18 protein-coding genes and 3 tRNA genes are annotated in these 18196 nt (G+C 66.2%); 11 read left to right on the top strand and 10 right to left on the bottom strand.

Going from position 1 to position 18196, the window contains the following annotated elements:
- Nucleotides 1-606: 606 nt before the first annotated feature.
- The 7 genes from JKL45_RS27290 to hemC form a co-directional block, all read right to left on the bottom strand.
- Nucleotides 607-681 (bottom strand) — tRNA-Gly (locus JKL45_RS27290).
- A gap of 25 nt (nt 682-706) precedes the next feature.
- Nucleotides 707-782, bottom strand: a tRNA-Ala gene (locus JKL45_RS27285).
- Nucleotides 783-831: 49 nt separating this feature from the next.
- Nucleotides 832-907 (bottom strand) — tRNA-Thr (locus JKL45_RS27280).
- Nucleotides 908-988: 81 nt separating this feature from the next.
- Nucleotides 989-2584 (bottom strand): heme biosynthesis protein HemY, encoded by a 1596-nt coding sequence (locus JKL45_RS27275; RefSeq protein WP_201864943.1) that lies wholly within the window; start codon nt 2582-2584, stop codon nt 989-991.
- Nucleotides 2585-2602: 18 nt separating this feature from the next.
- On the bottom strand, nt 2603-4258 hold the full coding sequence (locus JKL45_RS27270; protein ID WP_201864942.1) for a COG4223 family protein: 1656 nt from the start codon (nt 4256-4258) through the stop codon (nt 2603-2605).
- A gap of 198 nt (nt 4259-4456) precedes the next feature.
- The gene (locus JKL45_RS27265) at nt 4457-5152 is read right to left on the bottom strand and encodes a uroporphyrinogen-III synthase (protein ID WP_201864941.1); all 696 of its coding nucleotides are present in this window, start codon (nt 5150-5152) and stop codon (nt 4457-4459) included.
- Nucleotides 5152-6093 carry a hydroxymethylbilane synthase gene (hemC, locus tag JKL45_RS27260; protein WP_201864940.1) on the bottom strand — a complete coding sequence of 314 codons (942 nt, stop codon included), beginning with the start codon at nt 6091-6093 and terminating at the stop codon, nt 5152-5154. The genes JKL45_RS27265 and hemC overlap by 1 nt, the downstream gene beginning before the upstream one ends.
- A 122-nt stretch (nt 6094-6215) precedes the next feature.
- Between hemC and tsaD the strand changes: the two genes are divergently transcribed.
- Genes tsaD through JKL45_RS27235 form a run of 5 tightly spaced genes read left to right on the top strand, consistent with a single transcriptional unit; the run spans nt 6216 to nt 10127 of the window.
- Complete coding sequence (gene tsaD / locus JKL45_RS27255; RefSeq protein WP_201864939.1) at nt 6216-7271, top strand: tRNA (adenosine(37)-N6)-threonylcarbamoyltransferase complex transferase subunit TsaD; 1056 nt, start codon at nt 6216-6218, stop codon at nt 7269-7271.
- A complete protein-coding gene (locus JKL45_RS27250) occupies nt 7271-7840 on the top strand; it encodes a GNAT family N-acetyltransferase (RefSeq protein ID WP_201864938.1) in 570 nt (189 codons plus the stop codon). The genes tsaD and JKL45_RS27250 overlap by 1 nt, the downstream gene beginning before the upstream one ends.
- A gap of 12 nt (nt 7841-7852) precedes the next feature.
- Nucleotides 7853-8836: an NAD(P)H-dependent glycerol-3-phosphate dehydrogenase gene (locus JKL45_RS27245; protein WP_201864937.1), complete on the top strand. Its 984-nt coding sequence runs from the start codon at nt 7853-7855 to the stop codon at nt 8834-8836.
- A 47-nt stretch (nt 8837-8883) separates the two neighbouring features.
- Complete coding sequence (locus JKL45_RS27240) at nt 8884-9297, top strand: EVE domain-containing protein (protein ID WP_201864936.1); 414 nt, start codon at nt 8884-8886, stop codon at nt 9295-9297.
- Between the two features lie 56 nt (nt 9298-9353).
- Nucleotides 9354-10127, top strand: a complete 774-nt coding sequence (locus JKL45_RS27235) for a carbon-nitrogen hydrolase family protein (protein WP_201864935.1) — start codon at nt 9354-9356, stop codon at nt 10125-10127.
- A gap of 43 nt (nt 10128-10170) precedes the next feature.
- Here JKL45_RS27235 and JKL45_RS27230 read toward each other — a convergent pair whose 3' ends face one another.
- Together JKL45_RS27230 and JKL45_RS27225 are read right to left on the bottom strand one after the other, a co-directional pair.
- Nucleotides 10171-10416: a hypothetical protein gene (locus tag JKL45_RS27230; protein WP_201864934.1), complete on the bottom strand. Its 246-nt coding sequence runs from the start codon at nt 10414-10416 to the stop codon at nt 10171-10173.
- On the bottom strand, nt 10413-11156 hold the full coding sequence (locus JKL45_RS27225; RefSeq protein ID WP_201864933.1) for a Crp/Fnr family transcriptional regulator: 744 nt from the start codon (nt 11154-11156) through the stop codon (nt 10413-10415). The genes JKL45_RS27230 and JKL45_RS27225 overlap by 4 nt, the downstream gene beginning before the upstream one ends.
- A 194-nt stretch (nt 11157-11350) precedes the next feature.
- On the opposite strand from JKL45_RS27225, the gene JKL45_RS27220 reads away from it, so the two are divergent.
- The 6 genes from JKL45_RS27220 (at nt 11351) to JKL45_RS30260 (ending at nt 16669) form a co-directional block, all read left to right on the top strand.
- The gene (locus JKL45_RS27220) at nt 11351-11614 is read left to right on the top strand and encodes a hypothetical protein (RefSeq protein ID WP_201864932.1); all 264 of its coding nucleotides are present in this window, start codon (nt 11351-11353) and stop codon (nt 11612-11614) included.
- Between the two features lie 128 nt (nt 11615-11742).
- Nucleotides 11743-13701, top strand: coding sequence for an acetate--CoA ligase (gene acs, locus JKL45_RS27215; RefSeq protein ID WP_201864931.1), 1959 nt, complete (start codon nt 11743-11745; stop codon nt 13699-13701).
- Nucleotides 13702-13993: 292 nt separating this feature from the next.
- The gene (locus JKL45_RS27210; protein WP_201864930.1) at nt 13994-14494 is read left to right on the top strand and encodes a L,D-transpeptidase; all 501 of its coding nucleotides are present in this window, start codon (nt 13994-13996) and stop codon (nt 14492-14494) included.
- Nucleotides 14495-14539: 45 nt separating this feature from the next.
- A complete protein-coding gene (locus JKL45_RS27205) occupies nt 14540-15016 on the top strand; it encodes a thiol-disulfide oxidoreductase DCC family protein (protein ID WP_201864929.1) in 477 nt (158 codons plus the stop codon).
- Nucleotides 15013-16323 carry a saccharopine dehydrogenase family protein gene (locus JKL45_RS27200; RefSeq protein ID WP_246499034.1) on the top strand — a complete coding sequence of 437 codons (1311 nt, stop codon included), beginning with the start codon at nt 15013-15015 and terminating at the stop codon, nt 16321-16323. Before JKL45_RS27205 ends, JKL45_RS27200 begins: the two co-directional genes overlap by 4 nt.
- Nucleotides 16211-16669, top strand: coding sequence for a DUF4166 domain-containing protein (locus tag JKL45_RS30260; protein ID WP_246499033.1), 459 nt, complete (start codon nt 16211-16213; stop codon nt 16667-16669). The genes JKL45_RS27200 and JKL45_RS30260 overlap by 113 nt, the downstream gene beginning before the upstream one ends.
- Here the strand turns inward: JKL45_RS30260 and JKL45_RS27195 are convergent.
- Nucleotides 16639-17961: a class I SAM-dependent methyltransferase gene (locus JKL45_RS27195; RefSeq protein WP_246499031.1), complete on the bottom strand. Its 1323-nt coding sequence runs from the start codon at nt 17959-17961 to the stop codon at nt 16639-16641. The two genes, JKL45_RS30260 and JKL45_RS27195, sit on opposite strands and share 31 nt — an antisense overlap.
- Nucleotides 17962-18196 lie beyond the last annotated feature (235 nt).

Genomic DNA, 18196 nt, shown 5'->3' with positions numbered 1-18196 from the left:
CGGGGGAGACCACCTCGGCGGCCTCTCAGGTGCTGGGGGCGGCCCAGGAGCTGTCGCGCCACTCCAACGATCTCTCCAGAGAGGTCCAGGACTTCCTCCAAGGCGTCAAAGCCGCCTAGACTTCATCTCTCTCAGCAAGAAAAAGACCCGGCTCATCGGTGCCGGGTCTTTTTCTTTGCTGTCACGCTGAAACAAGCGTCCCTCGAGTGCTTTACTCATCATGACGGGTCGTGATCCAAACCTGGAAGTACCCGTCACGGAAAACGGATCGGCATACGTTCTGAGTGGGTTCTTCACGGACGCTGATACCGCAGCCTGATGAGCCGGGCACCCGCCTCGGCCTGAACGGATGGAGGCTCGCATAGCGATTTCGCCTGGGCTGAAAGCTCCCTCCACGATCATGCGTTGAGCGTCGAGGCATTCTTCGGCCCGACATCACTGGAAGATTTGACCGGTTTACCCGGATAAACGTCGATGACGTGTGACCTTGAGTCACCGCGGGCCCCTTTCTCAGACGGAGGGGCCCGTTTTGCATGGAGAGGCTTGGAAAACGAAAAGCCCGCCGAGTGGCGGGCCTTCGTGAAACTCTCAGATCATGAGAGAAATTGGAGCGGGCGAAGGGATTCGAACCCTCGACCCCAACCTTGGCAAGGTTGTGCTCTACCCCTGAGCTACACCCGCACGCTCCGTCTCAGTCTTGGTAGGATGGTGGAGCCAGGCGGGATCGAACCGCCGACCTCTTGCATGCCATGCAAGCGCTCTCCCAGCTGAGCTATGGCCCCCTACCCTTCCTTCCCCAGCTTCAGCGATGGTCATCGCCAAGGATGGGAATGGTGCCGCAAGAGGGATTCGAACCCCCGACCCCCTCATTACGAATGAGGTGCTCTACCAGCTGAGCTATTGCGGCATCGCAAATCTTGCGATCCGAGAGGCCGCCCTCTTACCCCCTCGCCTAGCGGTTGGCAAGGCAAGAACGGCCGGAAAGACTCTACCAGACCGAAAAAACGCTGCGGCGCGCAGCCGCCTCTTCCTTCGGTTTCGGCACGTCCGGAGGCGTGGCCGGGAAGACCACAGGCCCCGATGGTGGCAAAGGCGTTTCCTCCTTGGCGGGTTCCGGGGCGTTCAAGGCGGCCATCAGCTCGCTCTTCAGAACGTCGTTCTCCGGTTCGGCAAGCGGCTCGCTTGGATCCGCAGGGACTGGCGCTGGAACAGGCTCAGGCGCAGGCATGGCCGGCAGCGGCTTCGGTTCGTCGTCGAGATCCGCCGTCACGTCATCGTGCAGGGTGAATTCGGGGGCGACCAGAATGTCTGGCGGCGCCTGCCAGACGAAGGCGTCGAGGCGGCCGGTGATGGGCGAGATCGGTAGCCAGTGATCGGACACGACTCCGTCGGCGATCCAGGCCGGATCCCGCGGCGCGCGGGTGGCGCGGGCAAGCCATTCACGGCCACGGCCCGTGGAGCCGTGCTCCGCCTGCTCTAGATCGGACATGAGGAGGCAGACCCGCATGCTCGGCCGCTCTTGCAGCAGCGGCTCCAGGGCGTCGCGGGCACGGGCGAACTCGCGCGCCTCGAGCGCCGCACGGGCCACCGCCAGCCGCCCTTCCGGCGCGCCGCCGGAGAGTTTCATGAGGGTCTCGGCACGCTTGAGCCGGTCGAGGCCGGAATCGCCTGGGCGCAGGTTGAGATAGACATCCGCCAGGTCCGGATGAGGCAGGCTGCGCCATGCCGTCTCCACCACCTTGGCGGCCTTGCGCAGATCGCCCTTGCGCGACAGGAGGCGACCGGACAGGGCCGCGGCCGGCACGAGATCGGGCGCGAGCCTTACCGCATCCTGGGCGCTCCTGAGGGCGCCATCGGGATCATGATCCATCCGCTCCAGGGCATCGGCCGTGAGCAGGACGCCCCGGTGGCGCTTGGCCGTGGCCTTGTTCAGAAGGCCGAGGGACGCGCGGCGCTCGACCGCCTCCAGGGCCCCGCGCCAGTCGTGATCGGCACAGCGCGCCTCGAGAACCGCATCGCTCGCCCAGGCGGCGGCAGGCGCCAGACGAACGGCCTCGGAGGCGAATTGCTGAGCGGCGCCCGTGTCGCCCCGGCGCCGCGCCTCGACGAAGAGGCCACGCAGGCCGAGCACGCGGGTTTCGTCCTCCTCCATCATCTGACCAAAGGCGGCCTCGGCCGCCTCGCGGTTGCCGGAGACCTGAGCGGCTTGCGCCTTGAGCAGCAGGGTCAGGGGCTCGCGGCCGAGCAGACGCTCGGCTTCATTGGCATAGCGACGGGCCGCGATGGTGTCGCCCGCACCCACGGCCACCATGCCGCGGGAGATGGCCTGATAGCCCCTGGAGCGGCGGCGCGCCCGCGACGCGAAGGTCAGCCGGGAGGGAAGGTGCAGGATGCCGGACACCAGGGACCAGAGTAGGGCCAGGAACAGCGCGAGGCCCGCCAGCGCGACGGCGGCGACCGCCACCGACATCTGGATCTCGTAGCCCGCGAAGGTGATCAGAACCGATCCGGGCCGGTCGGCCAGCCAGACGGCGCCGAAGGCCGCGACGCAGAGAAGACCGATGAAGACGAGAGCGCGCCACATGCTGGGCTGATCCTTTTCTTATTGCGTCGTACGGTTGAGGGTGGCGAGGGCATCCGTGCTGATGCCTTGGGCGGCCCGATGAGCCTCGGCAACGGCCTTGACCTGCCGGCCCCATTCCTCGGACACCCGTCGTGCCGGCTCGGGCAGGGCGTCCCAGGCAGCGGCCGCCTCCACAACGTCGCCGCGCTCCAGGGCCTGCCGTATGCGAGTGACCAGTCCTGGAACGCCGTTGCCGCCGTGTTCGTTCACGGGCCTGACCGTCACCACCTTGTCGGCCATGCGCAGGATGCGATCGGTCCAGCCCTCGGCCGGACCGCGGCTCTCACGCAGGATGGCCGTCTCCACCGGGTCGAAGCTCTGAGCCAGGGCCTCGGCCGTCGGGGCTCCCCCTTTGGCGAAAGGTTCGAGGGGCGCCACCCGGGCAGGATCGGTGCCGGCCTTTTTCACGCCGTCGAGCACCTCCGCATAGGGCGTGCCGCCCTGCAGGGCATCGTTCAGGCGCCCGGCCAGCACCACGCGGGTCCCGGTCTGGCTCGCCGTCGTGACGTTCCTCGTATTCTCGGCGGCCTGCTGGGACAGGGCGGCAAGGCGCTGCTCCTCCTGGTCGAACCGTCGGTCCGTCTCCGCAAAGCGCCGGTTGCTCTCCGCCAGCTGACGGTCGAGATCGGCGAGGCGCCGGTCGGTCTCCTGGAAGCGCTGCTCCCGCTCGCTGACGCGACGATCGAGATCCGCCAGACGGCGGTCGAGCTCCTGCGAGGCATTCGTCGCAGTGGTGGCGTTCTGCGCATTCGCCCGCACCTGCTCGTCGAGGGCGCCGAGGCGGGTGGAGAGATCGGCGAGCGCAGCCTCGGTCTGGGGAGAGGCCTGGGGCTGGGATGCCTCCGGCGCGGGACGGTTCAGCGCCTCCTGCGCCTGGGACGCCGCTTGCTGGGCGGTATCCTGGATGGCCTGAAGCCGCTGGTCGAGTTCGCCCCTGGCGGTTTCGAGAGCCTGGAGGCGCCCGTCCAATGCCCCGGTGTCACCCTGCGGCTGACCGCTCGGGGCCGGCTGCTGCCGCAGCGCGTTCACGCGCTGCTCGAGCTGGGCGATGCGCGGATCGCTCTGCGCGGGAGCCGGGTCCCGCCAGGTCTGCAGCCCATAGACGAGGCCGGCGCCGACGAGGCCGCCGAGGAGGCCGGATCCAATCAGGGCACCGGCGGAGCTGCGCCGCTCGGGAGCGGGCGGAGGAAGGGTGTCCGCGCGTGTCTCGGCCGTGGAAGCCTCCTGGTAGGAGGTGCCGCTTGAGGTGGTATCCTGCCCTGCCATCTGCTCGAGGGAGGCGTCCGAGGGGAGCGTGTCGGTGCCCGAGCCCGAATCGAGGCTGGCCTCCGGCGACGCGACCACATCCTCGGCCGGGGGTTCGCTGCCGCTGGCGATGGTCTCATCCGCTTGCGCGCCCGACAAGGTGTCCGCCGAGGCGGTCTCCGGCATGCCCATCTCCTCGCCGGCGGTGTTCTGCCCAAGGGTGTCCTGTCCAAGGGTGCTCTCGCCGCCGGTCTCCGGAGCAGCGGCCGCGGGGTCGGGCCGAACGGTACCGTCGTCGATCACGAAGGCCTTCAGGTCGATGGTGGCCGGCTCGCGCGAGGGTTTCTTGCGGGAGGATTTCGAGCGTCGGGGGTCAGATGAATCGGTCACGGGTCTCTCTTGCAGGGTCGCCGTCAGGCGAGGTCTTCAAAAGGGCAGTGTGATAGGCAATTGAGGCAAGCTTGAGCGCTAAGGTTTCGTTCCCTCAAGAGCCGGTGATCGTCCAAGATCGGCAGCTCCAAGGGACCATCATCCTCTCCTTATGACAAAGATCCCTGTCGGGGATCGTAGCCGAAGTCGTGGCCAAGGTCATGGGAGCCGGTCGAGAAGCCCGAGCAGCGCTTCTTCCGACGGCTCCTCCGCCACGAGGGTCGTGGCGCCTGCCGATGTCAGAGGCGCGGCCACATCGGCCGACAGGCAGAGTTGGGGAACACTCAGGAGGCTCGATGCCACACCCGCCTCCCCTGCCAGCCGGATCACCAGATCAGCGCTCCTCCGGGAATAATGGAGCGCGGCGCCGATTTGGCCAGTGCGCAGGGCCTCTCCGGCATTGCTCGGCAACATCTCGACAGCCTTCGCCTCATAGGCCTCCCATTGCAGGATGGTGAACCCGGACGCCCTCAAGGAGGCTGCCGGCTCCTCCTTGTGATGGCGCGCCGTCACGTGCAGCAGGGTCAGTCCGGGGGCCAGCGTGCCACGAATCAGCCGCACCAGGGAGACCGCATCGCCCTCCGCCACGGTGATGCTGGCAAAGCCGGCCGCGCGCAGGGGTTCGGCCGTGCGTTCGCCGACAGCGAAGACGGGCTTCGTCCGGTCCAGCGAGGCGAGAGCGTCCTCCGCATGGGCGCTGGTGACGATCAGGGCATCGTACGAATCGAGCGGCATCGGATCGCCCGTCGGCACGATCCGGGTCACGGGGGCGAGGCATGCTTCATGGCCGCGGGCCGCGAGTTTTTCCGCCGTGCGCAGGGCATCCTCGGGCGAGCGGGTGACGAGGAACCGCATCAGGCTTTGAGGAAATCGACCGGCATGCGCGAACGCAGCTCGCTACCGGCATCGCGCCCGAGGGCCACCGCATCCTCCGGCGAGCCGCGGCGCAGGGCCTCCAGGCTCTCCGACCCGTCCGGGCGCAGCACGAGGCCGCGGAATTCGAGTTCGCCGCCGACGAGCCGCGCGTGGCCTGCGATAGGTGTGCGGCAGGAGCCGTCGAGGATGGTCAGGAAGGCCCGCTCGGCCGCGAGCGCCTGGGCGGTCGGTATGTCGAGAATGGCTTGAAGCGCCGCGCGCACCCGCTCGTCCTCGGCCCGGATCGCAACCGCGATGGCGCCCTGCCCCACGGCCGGCAGGAAGTCGTCCGTCTCCAGAATCGTGGTCACGTGGTCGGTCAACCCGAGGCGGCGCAGGCCCGCCATGGCGAGAAGCGTCGCATCGACCTCGCCGCGCTCCAACTTGGCGAGCCGCGTCTGCACGTTGCCGCGCAGGAGCGTGACCTGGAGATCGGGCCGCAGGCGCCGGATCTGCGCCTGCCGCCTCAAGGAGGCCGAGCCCACGACCGCGCCCTGCGGCAGATCACCGATGCTCTTGAAACGGTGGCTGATGAAGGCGTCGCGCACGTCCTCGCGCGGCAGGAAGCCGGCGATCACGATGCCCTCCGGCAGGGTCGTCGGCAGGTCCTTGGCGGAATGGACCGCAAGATCGATGGAGCCTTCCAGCAGCGCGATGTCGAGCTCCTTGGTGAAGAGCCCCTTGCCGCCGGCCTCCGACAGGGGCCGGTCCTGAATGGCGTCGCCCGTGGTCTTGATGATCGACAGGGGCAGGTGCTCGATCGTCCAGCCATCCCCGGTCGAACCATGGGCGGCGACCAGCCGGTCTTGCGTCTCGTGGGCCTGAGCCAGCGCCAGCGGGCTGCCTCGCGTACCGATGACCAGGGTGGGGGAAGAGGCCATTCCTGCCGTGAACTCCTGTCTTGAACGATCTGCGTTTGATCTTGTGCGGCGCGGCGGACTATAGGGGGAGGAGCGCCGGGCTGAAACCCCGGACAACACCTTAATTCGAGCAGCCAACGATCATGCGCATTCTAGGCATCGAGACCACCTGCGACGAGACCGCGGCCGCCGTGGTGGGCGTGGGCTTCGACGGACGCGGCGAGATCCTCTCCAACGAGGTGTTGAGCCAGATCGCCGAGCACGCCCGCTATGGCGGCGTCGTGCCGGAGATCGCGGCACGCGCCCATGTGGAGGTGATCGACCGGCTGATCGCCCGCGCCCTGAAGAACGCGAACTGCTCCGTGAAGGACATCGACGGCATCGCCGTGGCGGCCGGTCCCGGCCTCATCGGCGGCGTGCTGGTGGGGCTCACCACGGCGAAAGCCATCGCGCTCGTGACCCGCAAACCCCTGATGGCGGTGAACCATCTCGAAGCCCATGCGCTCACCGCGCGGCTCACCGACGGCATCGGCTTCCCCTACCTTCTGCTCCTCGCCTCCGGCGGCCATACCCAGCTCGTGGCGGTGCGCGGCGTGGGCGATTACGTGCGCATCGGCACCACCATCGACGACGCCATCGGCGAGGCCTTCGACAAGGTCGCCAAGATGCTCGGCTTAGCGTATCCCGGCGGCCCGCATGTGGAGCGCGAGGCCGCCAAGGGCAATCCCGAGCGCTTCGCCTTCCCGCGTCCGATGCAGGGCCGGAAGGAGCCGAACTTTTCGCTTTCCGGCCTCAAGACCGCTGTCAGGATCGAGGCCGAGAAGATCGCGCCGCTCACCGCCAGCGATATCGCGGATCTCTGCGCCAGCTTCCAGGCTGCCATCGTGGACGTGGTGGTGGACCGCACCCGCGTGGGCTTACGCGCCTTCCGCGAGATCGCCGGCCATCCGGCGGCCCTCGTGGTGGCGGGCGGGGTTGCCGCCAACCAGGGCATGCGCCAGGGGCTGCAGCGGCTCGCGGTCGAGGCAGGCCTCAAGCTCGTGGCGCCGCCGCTGCACCTATGCGGCGACAACGGCGCCATGATCGCCTGGGCGGGTCTCGAGCGCATGCGCCTCGGCCTCATCGACGACATCGGCGCCCCCGCCCGCGCCCGCTGGCCCCTCGACACCAGCCGCGACGAGGCGGGAGCGAAGGCGTGATGTTGCCTTGTCCCGACGAGATTCGCACGGAACGGCTGATCCTGCGCCGCTGGCGCGAGGATGACCTGCCGCATTTCGCTAGGCTTAACGCCAATCCGCATGTGATGCGCTTTTTCCTCAAGACCCGCACGCGGGACGAGAGCGATGCGGAAGCACGCTGGTTTGCTGAGCGTTTTGCTGTCGATGGCTTCGGTCCCTGGGCTGTCGAGGTGCCCGATGTGGTGCCATTTGCAGGTTTTGTCGGAATCTGGCGCATCTTGCGCCAAATGCCCTTTACGCCCGCCATTGAGATCGGCTGGCGATTCGATGAATCCCATTGGGGCAAAGGCTATGCGGCCGAAGCTGCGAAATCGGCCTTGCAGGATGTCTTTCTGCGAACGGATGTGCCTGAGGTCGTCGCGTATACGACCAAGCAAAACGAGCCCTCGCAACGGGTGATGAAAAAGCTCGGCATGCGCTACGACCCAACGGCCGACTTCGACCATCCGGCGGTTCCTGATAGGCATCCTTTGAGCAGGCATGTGCTCTATCGCATCTCCCGCGAAGCTTTCGTCGAAACCGGTCCATAAGAGGCTCGCTCAATGGAAACCATCGGCATTGCCGGAGCCGGCGCTTGGGGAACGGCGCTTGCCAATGCGGCCGCTGCTGCGGGCAACGACGTGGTGCTCTGGATGCGCTCGCCCGAGCAGGCACAGGCCTTGGCGGCGACGCGCACCAACGAGCGCTGCCTGCCGGGCGTGCAGCTGCACGAGCGCATCCGCCCGACCGCCGAACTCGCCGATCTGGCCTCGACCCGTGCCGTTCTTCTCGTCACGCCTGCGCAGACGACGCGGGAAATTAGCATGGCCCTTGCTTCCGTTCTGCCCGTGGCAGCGCCGCTGGTGCTCTGCGCCAAGGGAATCGAGCGTGGGAGCGGAGCCTTCCTGTGCGACGTGGTCGAGGAGGTGCGCCCCGGCGCGCCCGTGGCCGTGCTGTCGGGCCCCAGCTTCGCCCATGACGTGGCGCGCGGCCTGCCCACCGCCGTGACGCTGGCCTGCCGCGACGCGGCTCTGGCCGAAGAGCTGGCCAATGCAATCTCCGGGCCCACATTCCGGGTCTATCATCGCGGCGATGTGCGCGGCGTCGAGATCGGCGGCGCTGCCAAGAACGTGCTAGCCATCGCCTGCGGGGCCGTTGCCGGTAAGGGACTGGGCGAGAGCGCCAAGGCGGCACTGATTGCCCGCGGCTTCGCCGAACTCCTGCGCTTTGCCCGCGCCTATGGGGCTAAGCCAGAGACCCTGATGGGACTGTCCGGTCTTGGCGATCTGGTTCTCACCTGCTCGACGGCGCAATCGCGCAACTTCGCCTTCGGCCAGCGCCTTGGCCAGGGAATGAGCGTCGAGGACGCCGCCGGCGGCAAGCTGGTGGAGGGCGCCACCACCGCGAGCGCCCTCGTGGCGCTGGCGCGGGCAAAAAACATCGACATGCCGATTGCCGAGGCCGTCGAGCAGATCCTGTCCGGCGCATGGAATCTCGATCAGGCGGTCGATGCGCTGATGAACCGACCGATCAAGTCTGAGCATTGAAGCGAAGCTCAAAGATTTCGCAATGCGGATAAAGGGGTAAGCAGAACATGGCCTATTGGCTCTACAAGTCCGAACCCTCCGTCTGGTCCTGGGATGCCCAAGTCGCAGAAGGTGACAAGGGCACGCACTGGAACGGCGTGCGCAACCACGTGGCCAAGCAGAACCTGATGGCCATGAAGGTGGGCGAGCAGGGCTTCTTCTATCACTCGAACGAGGGCAAGGCGGTGGTCGGCATCGTCGAGGTGATCCGGGAATACTATCCCGACCACACGGACGAGACCGGCAAGTTCGGCATGGTGGACATCAAGGCCGTGAAGCCGTTCCCGAAGCCGGTGACCCTCGACGACATCAAGAGAGAGCCAGGGCTCGAAAAGATGATTCTGGTCAACAATTCCCGCCTGTCGGTGCAGCCGGTGACGGACGAGGAATGGGCGATCGTGTGTAAGATGGGCGGGCTGTAGAAAATCACCGCGGGCGGTGCCAAGCCTGCGGCATTGTAAGAGGGGCTTAAGACACCATGAAGGTCACCGTCTGCCAGATCGATTGCCGCCCGGATCACCTGGATGCCGCCCTGGAGGGCCTGGCCGCGCATGTGGCGAAGGAAGGGTCGGATTTTCTGCTGGTGCCGGAGATGAGCTTCGGCGAGTGGCTGGCGGCGGACCCTCAGCCGGATGCGGGCCAATGGCAGCGGGCGGTGGCGGCCCATGAGGCACGCATCGCGCGCCTGTCGGCGTTGAACGCCAGGGCCGTCATGGGCACGCGGCCCATCGTCATGCCGCACGGCAGCCGGCGCAACGAGGCGTATCTCTGGACGGAAGAAGCGGGCGCCACGCCCGTGCATCAGAAATACTACCTGCCCGACGAGGAGGGCTATTACGAGCATACCTGGTACGAGCGCGGCCCTGGCACCTTCGACATCGCGCGGGCGCTGGGCATGCGGATCGGCGTGCAGATCTGCACCGAGATGTGGTTTTTTGAGTGGGCGCGCCATTACGCGGCAAGCCGTGCCGATCTCCTGTGCGTTCCGCGAGCGACGCCGCACGGCTCCACCCGCAAGTGGCTGGCCGGCGGCCAGGCGGCGGCGGTGTGCTCGGGCGCCTATTGCCTGTCGTCCAACCTCTGGGCGCCTGAAGGATACAAGGCCAATTGCGGCGGGCTCGGCTGGGTGGTCGACCCGGAAGGCAATGTGCTGGCCGAGACCACGCCGGAGGCGCCCTACGCTACTGTTGAGATCGACCTCGCGCTTGCGCGTTCCAGCAAGACGACCTACCCGCGCTACGTGCCTGAATGAGCCTTCGCCGTGCGGAAGGCTCCAATGGAGCCGTCAGGCAAGGTCAGACCCGAAGGGCAAGACGCCGGCTGATCCACTCTTGGGCCACATCCAGATCGGCAAAGGCCGGATAGCTCGCGCCGCTCAAGGGACCAAAGCCCGCCTCCAGGAACCACTGCCCTGGCGCGACCTCGTTTCGGTCCGACAGCCGGACCAGCACGGCCACCAACCGGTGGCGCTCGTCGAATACCAGCACGCCTTCTTCTTCGAAGCCGGTGTTCACCCGGACAGGCTGATGGGTGAGGCTCATGCGTCGCCCTCCTGCTGCAGGTGCAGATAGAGCGGATCGAATTCGCCCTCCTCCTTCAAACGTTCCCAGTCGGGAACGATCACCTGTGTGCCCCTGGTCTGGATCAGGCCGTTCGCCCGCATGGCCTGGAGAACCCGGTTGACGTGAACATTGCTGGTGGCGATGGCATCGGCCAGTTCGACCTGGGTGATGGGCAGATCGAACGTGTCGTCCTCGACAAGCCCCACGACTTTCAGGCGCACCAGGAACTCGCACAGGAAATGGGCCAGCCGGGTATAGGCCTCGCGCCGTCCGATGTTGAGCAGCCACTCCCGGAAGATCGAGGCGTCCACCAGGGTTTCGCGCCAGAAGGCAGCGGCGATGCGGGGATAGCGCTCGCACACCCGGCGCATGTCCTCATGCTGGATGAAGCCCAGCGTGCAGGGGCAGATTGTGGCGACGCTGTTGTCCAGCACCTTCAGGTGCAGGCTCTGAAGGTCGGGAATATCGCCGGGCACATGCAGGGCCATGATCTGGCGCTTGCCCTCGGCGGTCAGCTTGTAAACCTGGGTGAAGCCCTCCAGCAGCACGCAACACTGGGAGGGCCGGTCACCGATGCGCACGATGTCCTGGTCGGCCTTGAAGAGCGTGACCTGGACCGGCAGCCCCTGGAGCGCCTGCCTCTCCTCCGCGGACAGAGGAAAGATGCTGTCCAGCTTGCGGATCATCAGGGTTTGAGGCGAGTGAAGGCCGGCTTTCATCCTTGCATGTCCTGTCACGCTCCCATGGCGGGAGCGGCTCCGATCAATGGCTGACGGGGCAATAACAACGCTGCGCGGCAATTGTGCCGAACCCAAGTGTCCGCCAGCCGTTAACATGCATCGCCAGCAGGGTTTCCCAGGCGCTGGTGGCTGAGAGAGATGTGCGCTCCCGCCTTGCAGCCGCGGAGTGCATCATGCCTTTCGACATCACATATGACTCTGTCCAGGTGCTGATCGACGGCCACGACAGCGAAGGCAGGCTCATCTTCGCGGACGAGAAGCTCAGCGCCGTTATCGTGCGTCTCGATGGGGAAAGCCATGCTCCCGAGCATAAGGGGCGCTGGCACCTGGAGGCGGGATTCGGCAAATGCGACCCGCGAGCAGCGCCCCAGACCTTTGCGACGCCGGAAGAAGCTGGCGCTTGGGTGCGGCGAAGGCTGACGGGTGAGGACGGTTGACGCGCTTGTGCACTGCACCCCGAAAGTAGCAAAGACCAAAGTCCGATCCCGGCCCCGCTTGCCCGACCCCTGGCTCTTTCCGTAAATCTAGCGCTAAATTCATCAGACCAGCGTCTGGGAGAAGCGGCATGGAAGAGAAGATCTACGACGTACCGTCCGAGTGGACCCACCGCGCCTATCTGGACGAGGCGGGCTACCGGGCCAAGTACGAGGCGTCCATCAAGGACCCGGAGGCCTTCTGGGGCGAGGAAGCCAAGCGCATCCACTGGTTCAAGGCGCCGACCCGGATCAAGAACACCAATTTCGGCCCCGACAACGTGGCAATCCGCTGGTTCGAGGACGGCGTCACCAACGTGGCCTATAACTGCGTCGACCGGCACCTCCACACCCGCGGCGACCAGGTCGCCATCATCTGGGAAGGCGACGATCCGTCCGAATCGAAGAAGATCACCTACCGGGAGCTGCATGCGGAAGTGAACCGCATGGCCAACATCATGCGCAATCGCGGCGTCGCCAAGGGTGATCGCGTGACGATCTACATGCCGATGATCCCGGAAGCCGCCTATGCGATGCTCGCCTGCGCGCGGCTCGGCGCCATCCATTCCGTGGTGTTCGGCGGCTTCTCGCCGGATTCGCTTGCCAGCCGCATCCAGGATGCGAAATCCGCCTTCATCGTCACGGCCGACGAGGGCCTGCGCGGCGGCCGCAAGGTTCCGCTGAAGGTGAACGTGGATGCCGCTCTCGAGCGGGTCGGCGCCGGCGTCGTCGACCACGTGCTGGTGGTGCGCCGCACGGGCTCGGCCGTCAACATGCTGCCGGGCCGCGACGTCTATTACGACGAAGCGGCAGCGCAGGTGTCCGACGAATGCCCCGTTGAGGAGATGAACGCGGAAGACCCACTGTTCATTCTCTACACGTCCGGCTCGACCGGGACGCCAAAGGGCGTGCTGCACACCACGGGCGGCTATCTCGTCCACGCGGCGATGACGCACCAATACGTGTTCGACTACCACGACGGCGACATCTACTGGTGCACCGCCGACGTGGGCTGGGTGACGGGCCACTCCTACATCCTCTACGGACCGCTGGCGAACGGCGCCACCACGCTGATGTTCGAGGGCGTGCCCACCTACCCGTCGATCTCCCGCTTCTGGGAGGTGATCGACAAGCACGGGGTCAACATCTTCTACACCGCCCCCACGGCCATCCGCTCGCTCATGCAGGCCGGCGAGGAGCCGGTGAAGACAACCGCGCGCAAGTCGCTGCGCCTGCTGGGCTCGGTCGGCGAGCCGATCAACCCGGAAGCCTGGGAATGGTATCATCGCGTGGTGGGCGACAGCCGCTGCCCCATCGTCGACACTTGGTGGCAGACGGAGACCGGCGGCATCCTGATCTCGCCGCTGCCCGGCGCCACGAAGCTCAAGCCGGGATCTGCCACGAAGCCCTTCTTCGGCGTGAAGCCGCAGGTGGTGGACGCGGAAGGCAACGTGCTGGACGGCGCAGCGGAGGGCAATCTGGTGATCGCCGATTCCTGGCCGGGCCAGATGCGCACGGTCTATGGCGACCATGAGCGCTTCGTGCAAACCTACTTCTCCACCTATCCGGGCAAGTATTTCACCGGCGACGGCTGCCGCCGCGATGCCGACGGCTATTACTGGATCACCGGCCGCGTGGACGACGTGATCAACGTGTCCGGCCACCGCATGGGCACGGCGGAAGTGGAATCCGCCCTCGTCGCGCATCCGAAGGTGTCGGAGGCCGCCGTCGTGGGCTACCCGCACGACATCAAGGGCCAGGGCATCTACGCCTACGTGACCCTGATGGCCGGCGAGGAGGCGTCGGAAGAGCTGCGCAAGGAGCTGGTGACCTGGGTGCGCAAGGAAATCGGCCCTATCGCATCGCCGGACCTGATCCAGTTCGCCCCCGGCCTGCCCAAGACCCGCTCCGGCAAGATCATGCGGCGAATCCTGCGTAAGATCGCCGAGGACGAGTTCGGCTCGCTCGGCGACACCTCGACGCTCGCCGACCCGGGCGTGGTCGACGACCTGATCACGAACAGGCAGAACAAGCGCACGCAGGCGGCGTGATCCATCAATGACGTCATCCCGGACGGCATCAGCCGATCCGGGATCGCTTTCCGAATCCTCCTCTTCATGGCCGGGCTCGTCCCGGCCATCCATGTCTTAAGAACCGCAGCGTCGCAAAGACGTGGATCCCCGGAACAAGTCCGGGGATGACGTGAGAGGGTAGAAGGACGGGAGGTGTCATTCCCGGCCTCCAGCCGCCGGGGATGACAGCGGTGCTGTTTTTGCCATCCGAGGAACCGTAGCCTTATCTCTCGCGTCTCACCTTCACTGTTTCCGCAGGAAGGTTCGAGACATGCGCATCCTGGCCGCCTTTGCCGCCGCCATCATCGGCATCGCCGTCACCACAGCAGCATCCGCCCGCGAGGTCGTGCCGTTCCAGGCCAGCGTGTCGCCCGGCACCATCGTGATCAAGACGGCTGAGCGGAAGCTCTATTACGTGCGCGGCGACGGCACGGCCCTGCGCTACCGCGTGGCGGTGGGCAAGCCCGGCAAGCAATGGTTCGGCGAGGCGCGGATCGACGGCAAATATGTCAGGCCCGCCTGGTCGCCGCCCGCGGAGGTGAAGCGCGACAACCCGCGCCTGCCCGACGTGATCCCCGGCGGCGCGCCCAACAACCCCATGGGCGCGCGGGCGCTGACCCTCAACCTCGACGAGTACGCCATCCACGGCACCAACCGCCCCGGCTCCATCGGCACCTACGCGTCCTACGGCTGCATACGCATGCTCAACGAGGACATCGTTGATCTCTACGATCAGGTGAACGTCGGCACGCGGGTGGTGGTGGTGCCGTGAACGCCCCCTTACGATGAAGAGCAAGTTCCGCTACACCTGGAGGGGATGAAACCCTGTTTCTCCGACGCGCCCTCCCGCTGGCTTCCGCAGGCCGCTCCCGGCTGGGAGGATCGCCTGATCCTGTTCGACGGCGTATGCGTCCTGTGTGCGTCCTGGACCCGGTTCATCATCCAGCGCGACAAAGCCGGTCGCTTCCGGTTCATATCGATCCAGTCTCCGCAAGGACGGCGTCTGGCCGAGATGTTCGGCATCGACCCGGACGATCCTCAGACCAATGCAGTCATCCTCGACGGCGTGGCCTATTTCAAATCCGACGCCGCCCTGATGGTGATGCGGCATCTGCGTGGAATGCGATGGACGCAGGCGCTGACGCTCGTCCCGAGAGGCCTGCGCAACAGGCTCTATGACCTGATCGCCCGCAACCGCTATGCCTGGTTCGGACGGGACGAGGCCTGCCTGATGCCGATGCCGGAACTCGCAGCCCGTCTTCTCGACCGCCCCGGGCAGGGGGATGCCTCATGAAGCCTTGCATTCTGGTCGTCGGCGGTACGGGTGCGTTCGGGAGCAGGCTCGTCGGGGGCTTGCTCGCGACAACTGATGCGGCCGTGATCGTCGCGGGGCGAAGGCCCCATCGTTACGCAGACCTGATCGATACCCTGAGGCAACGCTATGGAAAAGACAGGGTCGAGGCCGTCGCGCTTGATCGCGACGAGGCATTCGGCACCCTTCAGCACCTGAAATCCTTCTGCGTTGTCGATGCGGCAGGCCCCTTCCAGAACGCCGAGCCCCATCTCGCGCGAGCGGCGATTGCGGCAGGCTGCCATTACGTCGACCTTGCGGATGCGCGCGATTTCGTGGGGCGCTTCAGAAACCTTGATGCGGCAGCCCGGGAGGCAGGCGTTCTGGCCGTAACCGGTGCAAGCTCGACCCCGGCCTTGTCCGGCGCAGTTGTGTCGGCCCTAACCGAAGGATGGCGGCAGGTCGATGAGATCGCCGTTGCGATCTCGCCGGGCAACCGCGCACCCCGTGGCCTGGCGGTGGTGGAGGCCATTCTGGCCTATGCCGGGCGGCCCGTGCGGGTCTGGCTCGACGGGCGCTGGACCACGAAACCTGGCTGGAGCGAACTCGTGAGGCGGGACATGCCGGGGCTCGGACGGCGCTGGCTCTCCCTGTGCGAGACGCCGGATCTCGATCTTCTTCCCGCCCGCTATCCATCGGTCCGCACGGTGCGTTTCAGGGCAGGCCTTGAATTGTCGATCCTGCATCTCGGGCTTTGGGCACTCACTCTTCCCGTCCGCCTCGGCCTGATCCGCTCGCTCCGGCCTTGTGCTGCTCCCTTGCAGAAGATCGCCTCCCTGTTTGAGCGGTTCGGCACGGATCGCGGTGGCATGAGCGTGGATGTGTCCGGCGTGGATGCGAACGGATGTGCGATCCGTGCCACTTGGTCCCTTGTGGCGGAGACCGGCGACGGGCCGAACATTCCCGTGCTTCCGGCGCTCGCGATCCTTCGCGGCCTGATCCAGAATCACGTGCAGGCGAAAGGCGCGAAGATCGCCAGCGAACTTCTGGCTCTCGATGTTATCGAGCAGGAATTCAAGCGCTTCCGCATTACCACCCGGCGCGATGTTCGCCGGCCCGAGGCCGATAGTCTTTTCGAGCGGGTTCTTGGGCCTCGGGTCGAAATCCTGCCGCCCATCGTGCGAACGATTCATACGCATGCGCCGGTGCACCTCCTGGGCCGCGCCAGAATCGACGGCGCGGAACTGGTCGGCAAAGCTGGTTGCCCGCCTGTTCGGGTTTCCGGCAGGCACGCCGGAAACCGCCGCTGAGGTTTCCCTGAAGCGTCGAGGCGACAGGGAGATCTGGATCCGCCGGTTCGGCGGCTCGACCTTTCGCAGCACACTTCGCGCGGCCGATGCGGCCGGTTGCGTCTACGAACGGTTCGGTCCCTTCGATTTCATGCTCGAGGTCACGCCCGATCCCTCCGGTTTTACGCTGACCGTCGTGGGCTGGAAGCTTGGCCCCTTACGGCTCCCTCTTCGGCTAGCCCCGCAGGCTCCGGCAAAAGCCTATGCCGATGAGGAAGGACGCTATCGTTTCGACGTCTCGATTGCCTTGCCGTGGATCGGACCGCTTGTCCGTTATCAGGGTTGGCTTGAGCCGGAAAAAACGTAGAGATCCGCCCGCGACGGCGGCAGGCCTGACGCTCCTCGCGTGCGCTTGGAGGCGAGCGTCTGGTTCACGCCCACGGCTCCGCGCTCGAAGGCCAGCGAACAGCCGGCGAGGTAGAGCAGCCACATGCGGGTCTTTTCCGGCCCGACGAGCGTCTCCGCCTCCTTGCGGCGGGCGTTGAGGTTCTCCCACCACAGGCGCGTGGTGCGCTGGTAATGCTCGCGCCAGGCCTCCACGTCGTGCACCTCGAAGCCATGGCGCTCCAGGTTGGAGACCGACATGCCCAGGTGATCGAGCTCGCCGCCGGGGAAGATGTAGCGGGTGAGCGCCTTGTATTCGGGCTTGAGCTTGCGGAACGCCCGCTCGCTCTTCTTGGCGCGCCGCGCGATGGTGTGGTGGAGATACAGGCCCCGCGGACGCAGCAGACGATGCACGGCGCTGAAATAGGACGGGTAATTGGCGATTCCCACCTGCTCGAACATGCCGATGGAGGAGATCTTGTCGAACTCTCCCTCAACTTGCGTGAAATCCTGCAGCAGCACCTCGACGCGATCCTGAAGGCCTAAGCTGGCGATCTTCTCGCGTGCGAGCTTCGCCTGCTCTTCCGCCAGCGTCACGCCCGTGGCCTTCACGCCGTAATGCTGCGCGGCATGGCAGATGAGCGCGCCCCAGCCGCAGCCGATGTCGAGCAGGCGCTCACCCGGTTTCAGCCGCAGCTTGCGGCAGATCATGTCGAGTTTGTCTCGCTGTGCGCGGGCGATGTCGTCGTGCCAGTCGGGCTGGAAATAGGCGCAGGTATAGACCATCTCCGGATCCAGAAAGAGCCGGTAGAAGTCGTTCGACACGTCGTAGTGATAGGCGACGTTCCGCTTATTGGTCTGGGGCCTGCCATCGCGGGCGTCGGCCTTGTCCTCGACCCGCGCCAGCGGGCGCGGCATGCTGGAAGGCGCGCGCAGGAACTGATAGGCGGTCTTCAGGGCCTTCAGCTTGCTCAAGCCCCTGAGTTGCCGCACGACCTTGCCGCGCGGGCGTTGATCGGCGAGGTCGAAGAGGGTGCCGTTCTTCAGGTCGAGCAGGCCCGCCACATAGGCATTGAGCGCGGTATCAAGATTCGGGCGACGGACCAGGGCTGCAATCACGCTCTCGCGCCGGATCACGAGGCGCATGGCATAGGACGGCAGATCGGACGGGATCGTCGAGCCGTCCCACAGCTCGAAGCCGAACTGGAGATCGAGCGCGCGATGCGCGTCGCCCAGAAGGTCCCGGAACATCTCCAGCCGTGCCGCCCCGCCCATGCTGCCCTTCCTGCTTCATGAGCAACCTAGAACCGGCGCTGCCCCTGCGCAACGTCACGGCCTTCATCGGGCGTGGATGGCTTCCCTCTCTGGATAGAGGGGAACAGACGCTTCTTCCTGCCCCAAGCTTACGCGCCGCTTTCCCTCTCGATTCCGTTCTAGCATTACAGTTGCAGGTGCCGCGGATGAGCTCATAATCTCCTGATCTGACACGGGAGGCTGCCATGACGGGTGT

It is taken from the genome of Microvirga soli (assembly GCF_016734765.1).
In the GTDB taxonomy this organism is placed as follows: domain Bacteria; phylum Pseudomonadota; class Alphaproteobacteria; order Rhizobiales; family Beijerinckiaceae; genus Microvirga; species Microvirga soli.
The sequence above is the reverse complement of the archived record's forward strand: the minus strand, read 5'-3'. Positions and strand labels throughout refer to the sequence as shown.